We start from the raw sequence: 12,788 nt of genomic DNA, 5'->3' as shown, positions 1-12,788 counted from the left end.
GCGGCTATATGAATAATCAGCAACGAAAAATCGCACGTGGTGAGCGTAACAATAACCCTGGTAATATTGACTACAACCCCGCTAACAAATGGCAAGGCCAGCTACCACATGATCCTTCTATAGAAAAACGCTTTTGTCGCTTTGTCACTGCTGAGTATGGTATTCGAGCTATCTATAAGTTACTGCAAACTTACCAGCGTAAATATGGACTGAATTCTGTAGCAGCAATTATTAACAAATATGCCCCACCCATTGAAAACAATACTTCCGGTTATATTAATCGTGCCGCTGCGTCTATCGGTGTCGGAATCAATGATCACATCAATACTAGCGATAAGAAAACAGGCATCGCATTAGCAACGGCAATAGTCAGTGTTGAGTTGGGTTATCAGCCCTACAGTGAGGCTACGTTCGAAAAAGCGTGGAGCTTGTTGTGAACTGGAAAATGCAAGTTTTTACATTAGTTGGTGTGATGATCCTCGGCGGTGTCCTTAATTGGACTATTACTGAGAATCAGAAACTAACAAGTGAAAACAAATCGCTAAACAGCAAACTATCGACAAGTCAGCTACTGAACAGAGTAACTCAATCAGCAATTACTCTTCACTATCAAACATCACTCGACAACATCAAAGCAAAGCAATTTGAGGACTCAGAACATGTCAAAGTTAAGACTGTTATCAAAACAGCACTCAAAGACAATGAGTGCGCTAATACTGCTGTTCCCAATGATGTTGTTAGTGAGTTGCGGAGCTACAAAAGAGAAATTGATTCCCGTTCAGCCGGTTCCATTGCCCCCACATCTAACCGCTGATTGTGAGCAACCTGATATCCCAGAAAAAATGGACTGGAAAGATATGCCACAGTTGCTAGTAGATGCGATGAATTCAATTGCAAAGTGCAATTTAGATAAGAAAGCCATTCGAGAGATTGAGGCAGAAAGAGCAAGATAATTTAAGATAATCTAGTTAGTAGCATATATACTGTATTTAATTGTTATTCATTTGAGAGTATATATGCGTGATACTTTAGTTTTTATTTTTGTTCTATTTGCCTGTGTAGTACTGATTCGGCATCAAATAAAATCCAAGGTTACATATAAACATTTTTTGTTGTTTTTTATTTTAATATCAGCAGCAATGATTACCTATATAGCAGATGCCATGTATATGTGGATAAAGTTTGACCTTCCTTTGGATTACTGGTTAGTTCTTACTTTATCTGCCGTGCTTATAACTTCAGTATTTTCTCTCATCAGGATACTTAAAGATTGATTTTATTTAATTCTACAAATGCTATTCATTGAGTAGCATTGATAGGATTTTATATAAATATTTATTATTGCCAGTCTCGGAATTTACGAGACCCATATAAATAAACATAGAATAATATTCCAAATAGCCATCAGTTAACCGCTGGTGGCTTTTTTGCATCCGCATTTCACCCTGTGCACCACATGCACACACATCTAAAAACATCGAACCGTTATTTAGGAATGAGCCTTTGAGGGGATCAGTTATAGCTGATACTGCTTCGATGGGCTGATTTCCTATGTGGCAAGGGTTCATTACTAAGTAAGGACAGTATCATGTCAGATAAATTAGTTTTTAAAGGCAATGAAGTTATCCCATTCGATAATGGTGATGGGAAAATATGGTTTACAAGTAAGCATATGGCTGAACTTCTTGAGTATGCTGATGAGAAGTCCGTTAATAGGCTCTATAATCGAAATAAAGATGAGTTTAATCACGAGATGACGCAAGTGGTCACGGCGACCTCTCGCAATAAAAACAATGAGATACAGTATAATAGAACTCGCGTGTTCTCATCTAGAGGTGCGCATTTGCTAGGTATGTTGGCTGATACCAAGGTGGCAAAGGCATTGCGAAAATGGCTACTAGATCTCATTGAAAAAGAATCTCAACCCAATTTATCTCTAATGGATCTGGATAATTTAAAGCAAGTCACATTAAGTGAAATGCAAAATAGAGTAGTAAAAGAAAATGAATGGTCTATGGAAACATTTGGAAGACCAGGAAGTAAAAGCATGACTATTCGTAAGCGACACCTTAAAAAAATTAGAGAAGTTGAAAAGGCGATTGCTGAGTTATCACAAATAGCACTTCCTGATATGGGTGATTTTCCAAACGGAGAAGAACCCGCATGAATGCTGAACAATTTATAGAGAAAAACGTACAGGCCGAGTTAAAGAAGCTCGGCTTTTCTTTATCTATCGCTCAGATGGCTAGCAACATGGCATTAGATCACTACCGCAAAAGTTCACAGGCAAGTCGCAAAGGTGGATTGTTTGATGATTGCTTAAATGTGGCTAAAGCATGGGCGATTAAGTATTCAGGCGGCAAGAAGAAATGAATAGGTCGCTCAGCGGCCTTTATGTTATTAGGGGAATTTATTTTAATGTTAATTGTAGTAAATGTTTGAGATTATCAGTTAAAGCTTAATTATTTGAACTACAAAAAGGTTATTTCAATGGCTACTAATGAAGATAAAGATTCTCCCGTTGTTGAGGTTTTAAAATATATGGCTATTCCAGGCTATTCCATTTATAAATTATATGATGCTCTATCTAATACAGAAAATAATACAACTGACGAGCTAGAGGAGAGCGCGCGAAGAAGTGAGCTTGAATCATTCATTCTTCAGTCTAGAGCGAAAGTGGAGCAGGAGTTATCCATCGCTAGACGTATTATGTGTGCGGATGAAGTGGAAATAGAGGAATACTACGATGTCAATGGAAAAGGAAATGTTGGGTTAAAATCTGATGATTCATCCTTTACTGTTGGTGTGTCTGGAGAAGGAAGAAAAGTAACAAAAAGGGTGATAAAGTTTAAAGGATTTAGTGATAAATATTTGCAAGAAATAAAAAGTGAAATAGATGAATTAGAAGCAAACCAACTATTATCACAATAAATGAAAAATGGTTATGATTATGGTAATGACCCGCCTAGTGCGGGTTTTTTATTGCAAATCACAAAGCTCATCATGGTGGGCTTTTTAATTTGTTATGAGGATATGAATATGGCACAGAAAAAACCAACGCTCACTGATGAGCAAAAGGTTCTTTTTGATGCCCTGACGAAACAGCAACAGCAATTCGCGTTAGGCATCCTGAAAGGACTTAATCAGATAGATGCTTACAAGCAGGCTGGGTATAAGGCTAAGAATGAAAACGCAGCTAGTGTTTCAGCAAGTCAGATCTTCGGAAATCTTAAGGTAAAAGCATTTCTTGACTCAGTGACTAAAACTACTATTTCTAGTGCCATTATGACACGCGAGGAAGCCCTAGAGCGGCTATCTTCAATCGGGCGTAGCTCAGTATCAGAAATGGTAGAGTTCAGTGAGCATAAAATGGGCGTTGATGATGACGGCAATCCAGTTATTCAGGCGGTGTGGAAGTTTAAAGATTCTGCATTGCAAGACCCCAAAGCACTGGCGGCAATATCTGAACTCACAGCAAGTAAAGATGGTATTAAGTTAAAACTTCATGACCCAAAAGCAGCTATTAAACAATTGGCTGACATGCAAGGTTGGGAGCCGCCTAAGAAAATTGAACATTCAATGGATGAACAAATGGCTGAGTTGCTGAGAGAAATATCATCGGAGTCATAATATGGCTGCAAAAAATCAGCAATTCGAAGAGTTAAAAAAGAACTTAAAAAATAGGTTCTGGCGCTTAAATAATCTCTATTTCATTACCAACAAAAACGGCAAGAAAGTAAAATTTAGGATGACGCCCGAGCAGCTCGAGTACTTCGACGGCATGCATACACGCAATATCATTCTAAAGGCTCGTCAGCTTGGCTTCACTACTGAGGTTTGCGTTATCCAGTTAGATGCGGCCTTGTTCGAGTCCGCTAAGTGTGCGTTGATTGCTCATACATTACCTGACGCCAAGCGGCTATTTAGAGAAAAAGTCAAATATGCATACGACAATTTGCCAGCAATCATTAAGCGAGCAAACCCAGCAAAGAATGACTCGGTTGGTGAGTTAGTTTTCGATAATGGTGGGTCGTTGTATGTAAGTAATTCATTTCGTGGTGGTACACTTCGTTATCTGCATATCTCTGAATTCGGTAAGATATGCGCTAAGTATCCACATAAAGCCCGCGAAATTGTCACTGGTGCGTTCGAGGCGGTATCAAGCGATTGCTTCACGACGATTGAAAGTACAGCGGAAGGTCGAGCAGGTTATTTCTATGATTACTGCCAGTCTGCTGAGAAAGCGCAAATTCAGAGTAAGGCTCTATCTAATTTAGACTGGAAGTTCTTTTTCTTCTCATGGTGGAAAAATCCTGAGTACTCAATCGACCCTGTCGGGCAATTGCCGCAGCGCTTAGTTGATTACTTCGATGAGATAGCCAGTAAACATGGCATTCATCTTAACGAGCGTCAGAAAGCATGGTACTACGCCAAAGAGAAAACCCTTGGCGACGATATGAAGCGAGAATACCCGTCAATACCGTCTGAGGCATTTCAGCAATCGGTTGAAGGTGCTTATTATGCTAAGCAATTCCGCTTTCTGTATGAAAAAAAACGCATTGGCACGCTTCCTGATAACTCACACTTACCTGTGCATACGTACTGGGATATCGGCGTGGGTGACTCAACGTCAATCTGGTTCATCCGTGAAGTGGGTGATGAGTTCCACGTTATAGACCATTACTCAAACAGTGGTGAAGGTTTGCGGCACTATATGAAAGTGCTGAAAGATAAAGGCTACAACTACGAGAGTCACAATGGGCCTCATGATATTGAGAACAGGGAGTTTGGCTCCGATGCTAAATCACGGAAAGAATTAGCGCGTGAGGGGTATGAAATTGACGGACAGGTTTACTCAATTCGATTTAATGTCGTGCCGAGAGTATCTATCGATGAGGGTATCGAGGCGGTACGTGAAATTCTCCCTCATTGTGCATTTGATGAGCATAAATGTAGTGAAGGCATTACTCATCTTGAAGCTTATCGCAAAGAGTGGGATGACAAAAAGGGATGCTGGAAAGATAAGCCACTTCACGACTACACATCACACGATGCTGATGGATTCCGTTATTTTGCTGTAAGTAGACGGAATGTTAAGGCTAGAACATTCAAACGTAAACGCATTGCTGGCATGGCATAAGGTAAAATATGGCAGTTACAGATAAACATCCGCAATATATAGCGGCTAAAAATAGCTGGCAAATTATGCAAGATGCTATTGCTGGCGAAGAAAAGATAAAACAATCAGGTGAAACCTACTTGCCTAAATCGGCTGGAATGGTTGAGGCTGAAAAGCTTGGCGATAGTGCTAAGAAAATTTACGAAGGTTATATTAATCGGGCGCAATATCCTCTATGGGTTCAAGATTCGCTTAGAACAATGATTGGGTTAGTCTCTAAGTTAACGCCTGAAATCAGCATCCCGAACAAGCAACTACAAGGTTTAGAAGAAAACGCAACTAGTGACGGTTTTGGATTAAAGCAATTGTTCATCCGTGTTGTGCTTAACCTTCTCGAATATGGGCGTTGTGGATTGCTTATCGATGTCGACCAGAAAGGCATCCCATATTTCGCATTGTATGATGCGTTATCAATCACAAACTGGAAAGAAAACAGTGTCGGCGGGCGTAAAGATTTAAACCTCGTTGTACTAGAAGAGCAATTCAGTAATAGCGAAGATAAATTCGGGCATGATACTAAGACGGTTCACCGTGTGCTTGAGCTGGTTGATGGGAAGTTGGTTGTTAGCCTTTATGATGGTGACTCTATTGAGGATCGAACACCTAGTTTAGGTCAGGATTTATTAACCTTCACGCCGTTTATTTTTTGTGGGACTACTGATAACGCCTCTGATGTTGGCACAATTCCATTGTTAACAATGGCTAAGGCAGCATTGAAATCATACCAATTGAGCGCCGATTATTATCAATCTCTGCATCATACCGCACATCCTCAGCCGTGGGTCTCTAATTTAAGTGATGGTGACGATATTACTGTTACTGGCGTAATGGCAGCATGGCTATTGCCTAAAGATTCACAGTGCGGCTACTTGGAAATTACAGGCGTTGGCATTGATAAAACTAAAGCCGAAATGGACACCCAGAAAAGCGCGGCATTAGAGTCAGGTGCTAAAGTTATCGACACAAGGGCTCAAGAATCAGGTGAAGCAAGGAGAGCAAGACAAGACGATCAGCACGCAAGTTTACACAGTATTGTCACTTGTGCCGCTGAGGCTATTGAGCAAGGTATCAAGTACATGGCTCAGTGGCTAAAGCTTCCATCTGATGATTACGTATTCACAGTGAAGCCTGATTTTAATAATTCGACGTATGATATCGAGCTGGCCAAACAACTTTATGAAGGCGCACTTGCTGGTAAAAACTCATTCCAAACTTACTGGGAATATATTGGTACAGGCAAATTACCAGATATTGATTATAAGGATGAATTGCTGCGAGTGGAGGCGGAGAACGACGGCACAGTAAGAGAGGTTACTTATGAGCGAGAAGAAACTTAATATAGCGTTTCTTGACGCAATCACTCGACATCAAGCCTATCTATACCGAACATCATCGCAAAATATCAATGAAATACTCCGTGAGTTTAATATCGTATCGGGCGACATGCTTAACCAGTTGCGTGATTATCTAGATGGCTTAAGTAATTCTGAGCTTATAGCGTTAAGCGGTGGAAAATATACAACGCCTGAGCTAAGGAATATTCGTGACCTGATTGGCAGTTGGCGTGACTCTGTACATTCAGAGATTCAGCAAGGTGCATCAGCTGGCGCTACAGCATTATCAACATATGAAGCGAGCTATACCGCAACACTAGCAGGCGAGAAGCTGAAAAAAGTCATTACAGGTGAAAAGCTCTACTATAAAGCTAAAAGCATTCCTATGTCGGGCGGTGCACTGGTTGATGAATTGTTCTCAAAGATAGCTGACGAAACCAAACAGCGTGTTGAATATGCGATACGTAGCGGAATAACCAACGGAGATACGACTCAGCAGATTGTACAGCGCATTAAAGGCACTAAGCGACTCAGCTATCAGGATGGAATATTAAACGCGACACGGAGCGCTATAGAGCGCGATGTGCGGACGATACGAAGTCATGTAAGTAATCAGGTGGCTGAAGATACTTTTTCTCAACTTGGTTACGACTATCTAAAAGTAGTTGCAACGCTGGACGGCAGAACAAGCAAACTATGCGCGTCAAAAGATGGCGAGGTTCATCACAAAAATGACCCATTTTCTCGCCCACCCTATCACCCTAACTGTCGCACTATTTTAGTTGGCTGTGATAAGGACGGCAATTTGATTGGTAAGCGTCCATTCGTAGCAGATACAAGGCCAGTGAGCAAAATACCCAAAGATGATCGCGATGGTGTAATTGGGCAAGTTAATTCTGATACAAATTACTCATCATGGTTCAGCAATCAGTCGCCCAGCTTTCAAAGAGAGTGGCTTGGCAATAGTCGTTATGAGTTATACAAAAAAGGCGGTTATGACATTAACAGATTCGTTGACCCACAAGGCAAGATGTACACACTCAATCAATTAAAATTATTGGATAAGCAGACGTTCGAGGAACTCGGCTTATAACAATATCTCACTAACAAGGTCACTTCGGTGGCCTTTTTTATTACCTAAATTCGGCTTAGGGCTGAGTTAATTCAACGCGCTAGGCGCATCAAATCCCAAGGGGAACAATATGTTATTTATGAATATAAACCGCAAATATTACTCACAGGCTGTCGATGGTGGAGAAGGTGGCGGCTCAGGCGGAACAACTATCACACCTGAAATGCAAGCAATCATTGATAAAGCTGTCAGCGATCAGGTGGCAGGGCTAAAAGCCAAACGCGATGAGTTGTTAGGCACAAATAAAGACTTGAAATCAGAGTTAGACTCGCTGAAAGGTCAGTTAGAAGGTATTGATTTAAAAGCGGTCAAGGACTTGCTTTCTAAAGCTCATATGGATGAAGAATCTAAATTAATTGCCGAGGGCAAATTAGATGAGGTCATTCAAAAGCGCACTGAGCGCTTGAGAGCTGACTATGACAATAAGCTAGAGACCGAAAAGCAACGCGCAGATAAAGCGGAGGATTATGCAAATAAATTCCGTCAGTCAGTTGTGAAAGGTCACATCATACAGGCCGCAGTAGAGAGTGGAGCGCTGAAAGAGGCCACTGGCGATATTGCTTTCTTGGCTCAATCTCAATTCTCACTTGATGATAATGGTAATGCAGTTGCGCTCGATGAGACTGGAGAGGTCATTATCGGAAAAGATGGTAAAACCCCTTTATCCCCAAAAGAGTGGATTGAAACCATTCGCGAAAACAAACCTTATTTCTGGCCTGTCGCTCAGGGTTCTGGTGCTCAGGGTTCTGGCGTCGCTGGAAAGAAATGGAGCGATTACACAGAAGCAGAACGTGCAGATCTAGCGCGAACAAACAAAGATGCTTTTGCTCAATTATTAAAGACTAAAGGAAGTTAATTTATGGGTGTAACTACACAATTAAAAGATGTTTTTGTTGGTGATTATTATCAAACATTGGATCCAGTTAATTCACCAGAAAAAACGGCAGTCTATCAATCAGGTATTGTGGTTAGAAACCCCAAGCTTGATGAGGTGGCAAATAATGGGCAAGGGTCTTCAACTATTTCTTACTGGCAGGATTTAGATGCTGATGAAGAGCCAAATGCCTCAACAGATAATCCAGACCAGAAAGGTAAAGTCGGGAAGGCTCAACAAGGAGAAATGCAAGCGCGCACACTCTATCTCAACAAAGGGTACAGCGTTGCTGATTTAACATCTGAGTTAGCCAATAGCGAGCCTATGCAACACATTCGCAATCGTTTTGGTAAATACTGGGAACGCCAATGGCAACGTCGACTACTAAGCTCAGCTCGTGGGGTGATCGCATCAAACATCATCAATAATGGTGGTGATATGGTTATTGATGCAGGCGCAACAATTTCAGCATCAGCATTTCAAGATGCAGCCTATACCGCAGGTGATACAGCAGATCAGTTTAGCGCAATGGGTGTCCATTCAACAATTATGAACCAGATGGTCAAGAAAGACCTAATTGAATACATAAAAGATTCAGAGGGGCGCATTATCCTAGCTACGTATCTCGGTCGTCCAATATTTATGGACGATGGATTAACTTTCGGTAAAGGACAATACCTTTCATTAATTTTTGGTACAGGAGCTTTCGGGTATGGCGAAGGTTCACCTGCTAATCCAGTTGAGTTAGAGCGCGATGCTAGCGGTGGTAATGGTGGCGGTATAGAAACTTTGTGGGAGCGTAAAACATATATTTTACATCCAGCAGGATTTTCTTGGAAAGGCGGCACAAGCACTAATGAAACACCAACGTATGCAGATTATGCAAAACCTGAAAACTGGGCACGAGTATTTGATCGCAAGCAGGTTCCTTTTGCGGCAGTTATTAGTGGCACTGAAACACCATAATTTCTATCTCAGGCAGAGTCAGCTCTGCCTCCTTTTTTTGAGGTGCATATGAAAGTTATTTATACAGAAAACATAGGTCGTGAGCGCGGAGTTTGTTACCGCAGCCAATTTTTAGGCGTTATTCAAGATGCAACTGAAGTGATTATTGATGGCGAAATTGAAAGTGTTGAACAAGCCTATTTGGATGCAGGAATTAAGGTTTCATTCACAAGCCGTGATGACTTATCAACCAAGACCACTGAAGAGCTAAAAGTCATTCTCACAGAGAAAGGCATTGAGTTTGACCCGAAAACAAAGAAAGCTGATTTACTCGCGCTTCTTCAGGAGTAGCAATCATGGGCTTTATTACTGAACAAGAAGCAGAACAGGCACTAGGTGATACTTGGACTAGCCAAACGGAAAGTGATAAGGCTCGCTTATTGTCTCAAAGTGAAACTTACCTGCTTGCTAGAAATGTAAAACCTTACGACGACCCTGATGATGTACCAGAGGCGCTAAAACTCGCTTCATACGAAATCATCAAAGGGATTATCAATAAGCAACTCTATCAAGGTCAAGTGCAAGAGTTAAAGGCCAAAACAGTGAAAGGTGGCTCAGTCGAGGTCAGTAAAACTTATCAAGACGGCTCAGTTGAAGTAAATGCAACTGAGCAATACATTTTAGACCTGATAAAACCCTACTCAAAGCGTTCTAGCGTCATTTATTTGAAGAGGATGTAATATGAGGTCAGAAATACAATCAGAGCTTGCTGATGCGTTTGATGGCGATTTATCTGATGCCGTTAAACAGTTCTCTGGCTCATATGTTATTGATGGTGAGTGGGATCCGGTAACTGAGACTGGCGACACAACCACCATCACATATACAGGGCGAGGTATTCTTGACAACTACAGCCTGAATCGGATTGATAATATCAACATACTCAGCGGTGATGCGTTGTTAATTGCACTCACTAATGAAGTAACGGATTCGCCATTGGTAGGCCATTCTATTGAAGTTGATGGCATGAAATACAGTGTCATCACAGTTCAGATAGATCCTGTTAGCGCTCATTATGATATTCAGTTAAGGAGGTCATGATGGCAGGTTGGAATGTTCCTCCTAATCGTTTCACCCAAATAGTTTCTAATGATGTCGGAGCTGAGATGAAGCGAACGGCAGGAGCAATGTTACAAGCAGTTATTTTTGGATCGCCAGTCGACAAAGGTACTTTTAGAGGGAATCATCGAGTAACTGAAGGTAGTGCAGACAGAGGCTATGATGTATCGCAAGTCGACAAATCAGGCAACGAAACACTAAAATTAGGGGTGTCGACCATAACTAACTCAAAGCCATTCACAACATTGTATATCCAAAATAATCTTCCTTATTCAGTATCACTAGAGCAGGGTCACTCAAGGCAGGCACCTAAAGGTGTTTACTCTGTCGCATTTGAAACGGTACTACTAAACAGACGATGACACTTACAGAAATCAGAAATGCCATCATTTCACGGATGACGGCACAGACTGCTATTGCTAAAAAAGATGTCATATACCAGAACGATAAGCCATTTGATTCATCAGGTAAGGCTATTTGGGCGCGCTTAACAATCAAATCAGGACTGGCAGGCTCACAAGAAATTGGCAATGGCCCTATCGTTCATCGCACAGGCATGGCATTCATTCAAATATTCGTACCACTTTCAACTGGAACACTTCTTATCACGCAAACTGCCGACAAACTTAGAGAGCTATTCGAGAATCAAACTGATGGTCGATTAGATTACTTTGCGGTTTCTGCTGATGATATTGGTGATGACGGTCACGGCTGGTATCAACTCAATTTATCTATTCCATATCGCGCACTATAGGAGGCTAAATGTCATCAGGTGCTAAGGTCATCACGGCGTTTATCCGTGAGACAACAACGGGTGTCACTCCGACAAGTGGCAAGTGGGATTTATTAACACGAACAAGCTTCGGATTAAAACCCACACAAAATACGTCTGATAATGACGAAATTGGCGGCTCTCGCATGGCACAAGGTAAATCACTAACAACTATTGATGTTGGTGGTGATGTAGGCGCTAAGTTCCGCTTTGGGCAGCATGATGCATTTCTGGCATCGTGCTTTGGTGCTGACTGGGTCAATGACAAGCTTACAATGGGTGATGGTCGCATTAGCTTTTCAGTTGCCACATACGCTAGTGATATTGGTATCGCTTCAATTGCTCGTGGCTGTCAAGTTGCTTCAATGCAAATTGAACTTCCAGCTGATGGAGACATTACAGCAACAGTAACATTCGCTGGATTGGATTTCGAATCGAAAGCCGATGGCACGAAATACAATACTGAACCAGTCAATAACGCTGGCGAACTACGGTATGACTTTAAGAGTGTGACTGGGCTTAAATTAGCAGGCGTACAAGGCGGTGATGGGTTCTGTGTCGATTCAGCAAGCATTTCGTTCGATAACAACCTTCAAACTCAGCGCTGTATCGGCACTGGCTCAGGATTTGCAGGCGCGAATATCTCAACAACATTTACGCCATCCGGAAGTATTACGCTTTCATGGTCAAAGGCTGCATGGGAAATTTGGAAGAAGTCGATGACGGGAGAAACCATCCCGTTTGAGTTTACACTTCAAAATGCAGAAGGAGCTTATAAATTTGAGTTCCCTGCGGTACAAGTCGATGGTGATTGGCCTGATGGTGGTAATACTGACATTATTCAAGTTCAACTCAATATCACCGCAGCAAACACACCACCAACAATTACTCGGATCCCCCCTGTAAAACCTGATGACAAATAATTTAATTAGCCCGAGCTAACGGGCTTTTTATTCAAGGAATAGTAATGATTATTTTAACTGACAAGCCAAGTATTGAATTAACAAAATGGATTGATTTAAAAGATGGGTTAAGGCTACAAGTAGGCTCAATTAACCACGACGACTATCGTAGTGTTAACTCTGCAATTCACCGCCATATAGACCGATTAGATGCAAAAATGAAAGTAGGTACGGCTGAATTTGATCCAGAAGATATGGAAATCAGTAAGGCTCCTGACGAGATGCTAACAAGCATTGCAGCACGATATTTGATTAGGGGTTGGGAAGGGGTTGGGGAATTGAATTCTAAAGGCGAAGCGGTTGCTGTTGAATATACACCAGAACGAGGTGCGATGCTTTTAAACCAAAAACCAGAACTTTACTGGCAAGTATTGCATGCAGCTGCACTGGTTGGGCGTGAAGAGTCTGAAAATGTGGCAGATACCGTAAAAAAGCACTAGATGCTCAGAGGTGGCTGACTGAGTTTGGTGG

General features: G+C 41.6%; 19 protein-coding genes. All 19 read left to right on the top strand.

Annotation, left to right across the window (positions count from 1 at the left end; genetic code table 11):
- Positions 1 to 8 precede the first annotated feature (8 nt).
- The 19 genes from JI723_RS14010 (at position 9) to JI723_RS13920 (ending at position 12,757) form a co-directional block, all read left to right on the top strand.
- Positions 9 to 437, top strand: a complete 429-nt coding sequence (locus tag JI723_RS14010) for a structural protein (RefSeq protein ID WP_337979498.1) — start codon at positions 9 to 11, stop codon at positions 435 to 437.
- 222 nt (positions 438 to 659) lie between these two features.
- Positions 660 to 953, top strand: a complete 294-nt coding sequence (gene lysC, locus JI723_RS14005) for an Rz1-like lysis system protein LysC (protein WP_337979497.1) — start codon at positions 660 to 662, stop codon at positions 951 to 953.
- Positions 954 to 1,016: 63 nt separating this feature from the next.
- The gene (locus JI723_RS14000; RefSeq protein WP_163861261.1) at positions 1,017 to 1,274 is read left to right on the top strand and encodes a hypothetical protein; all 258 of its coding nucleotides are present in this window, start codon (positions 1,017 to 1,019) and stop codon (positions 1,272 to 1,274) included.
- A 314-nt stretch (positions 1,275 to 1,588) separates the two neighbouring features.
- Positions 1,589 to 2,167, top strand: a complete 579-nt coding sequence (locus JI723_RS13995; RefSeq protein WP_337979496.1) for a BRO family protein — start codon at positions 1,589 to 1,591, stop codon at positions 2,165 to 2,167.
- A complete protein-coding gene (locus tag JI723_RS13990; RefSeq protein WP_206086887.1) occupies positions 2,164 to 2,373 on the top strand; it encodes a hypothetical protein in 210 nt (69 codons plus the stop codon). Before JI723_RS13995 ends, JI723_RS13990 begins: the two co-directional genes overlap by 4 nt.
- Positions 2,374 to 2,490: 117 nt before the next feature.
- Positions 2,491 to 2,931: a hypothetical protein gene (locus JI723_RS13985; protein WP_337979495.1), complete on the top strand. Its 441-nt coding sequence runs from the start codon at positions 2,491 to 2,493 to the stop codon at positions 2,929 to 2,931.
- Positions 2,932 to 3,630 carry a terminase small subunit gene (locus JI723_RS13980; RefSeq protein ID WP_337979494.1) on the top strand — a complete coding sequence of 233 codons (699 nt, stop codon included), beginning with the start codon at positions 2,932 to 2,934 and terminating at the stop codon, positions 3,628 to 3,630.
- A gap of 1 nt (position 3,631) precedes the next feature.
- Positions 3,632 to 5,140 (top strand): terminase large subunit, encoded by a 1,509-nt coding sequence (locus JI723_RS13975; RefSeq protein WP_337979493.1) that lies wholly within the window; start codon positions 3,632 to 3,634, stop codon positions 5,138 to 5,140.
- Positions 5,141 to 5,148: 8 nt separating this feature from the next.
- Complete coding sequence (locus JI723_RS13970; protein WP_337979492.1) at positions 5,149 to 6,516, top strand: DUF4055 domain-containing protein; 1,368 nt, start codon at positions 5,149 to 5,151, stop codon at positions 6,514 to 6,516.
- Entirely contained in the window at positions 6,497 to 7,606 is a 1,110-nt protein-coding gene (locus JI723_RS13965; protein ID WP_337979491.1) for a minor capsid protein, read from the top strand. The genes JI723_RS13970 and JI723_RS13965 overlap by 20 nt, the downstream gene beginning before the upstream one ends.
- A 109-nt stretch (positions 7,607 to 7,715) precedes the next feature.
- Positions 7,716 to 8,501 carry a hypothetical protein gene (locus JI723_RS13960; RefSeq protein WP_337979490.1) on the top strand — a complete coding sequence of 262 codons (786 nt, stop codon included), beginning with the start codon at positions 7,716 to 7,718 and terminating at the stop codon, positions 8,499 to 8,501.
- A gap of 3 nt (positions 8,502 to 8,504) precedes the next feature.
- Positions 8,505 to 9,485: a major capsid protein gene (locus JI723_RS13955; RefSeq protein ID WP_337979489.1), complete on the top strand. Its 981-nt coding sequence runs from the start codon at positions 8,505 to 8,507 to the stop codon at positions 9,483 to 9,485.
- A 48-nt stretch (positions 9,486 to 9,533) separates the two neighbouring features.
- On the top strand, positions 9,534 to 9,815 hold the full coding sequence (locus JI723_RS13950; protein WP_337979488.1) for a HeH/LEM domain-containing protein: 282 nt from the start codon (positions 9,534 to 9,536) through the stop codon (positions 9,813 to 9,815).
- Positions 9,816 to 9,820: 5 nt separating this feature from the next.
- Positions 9,821 to 10,204: a hypothetical protein gene (locus JI723_RS13945; RefSeq protein WP_337979487.1), complete on the top strand. Its 384-nt coding sequence runs from the start codon at positions 9,821 to 9,823 to the stop codon at positions 10,202 to 10,204.
- 1 nt (position 10,205) lies between these two features.
- Complete coding sequence (locus JI723_RS13940) at positions 10,206 to 10,565, top strand: glutamate 5-kinase (RefSeq protein WP_337979486.1); 360 nt, start codon at positions 10,206 to 10,208, stop codon at positions 10,563 to 10,565.
- Positions 10,565 to 10,945, top strand: a complete 381-nt coding sequence (locus JI723_RS13935; RefSeq protein WP_337979485.1) for a hypothetical protein — start codon at positions 10,565 to 10,567, stop codon at positions 10,943 to 10,945. Before JI723_RS13940 ends, JI723_RS13935 begins: the two co-directional genes overlap by 1 nt.
- Positions 10,942 to 11,337 (top strand): phage tail terminator-like protein, encoded by a 396-nt coding sequence (locus JI723_RS13930; protein WP_272580953.1) that lies wholly within the window; start codon positions 10,942 to 10,944, stop codon positions 11,335 to 11,337. Before JI723_RS13935 ends, JI723_RS13930 begins: the two co-directional genes overlap by 4 nt.
- Positions 11,338 to 11,345: 8 nt before the next feature.
- Positions 11,346 to 12,278, top strand: a complete 933-nt coding sequence (locus tag JI723_RS13925; protein WP_337979484.1) for a phage tail tube protein — start codon at positions 11,346 to 11,348, stop codon at positions 12,276 to 12,278.
- A gap of 44 nt (positions 12,279 to 12,322) precedes the next feature.
- Positions 12,323 to 12,757: a hypothetical protein gene (locus JI723_RS13920; RefSeq protein WP_337979483.1), complete on the top strand. Its 435-nt coding sequence runs from the start codon at positions 12,323 to 12,325 to the stop codon at positions 12,755 to 12,757.
- Positions 12,758 to 12,788 lie beyond the last annotated feature (31 nt).

Origin of the sequence: Providencia manganoxydans (genome assembly GCF_016618195.1) — a bacterium.
GTDB classification, from domain to species: Bacteria; Pseudomonadota; Gammaproteobacteria; order Enterobacterales; family Enterobacteriaceae; genus Providencia; species Providencia manganoxydans.
Note: the sequence above shows the minus strand (reverse complement) of the source record. Positions and strands in the feature narration are given on the sequence as shown.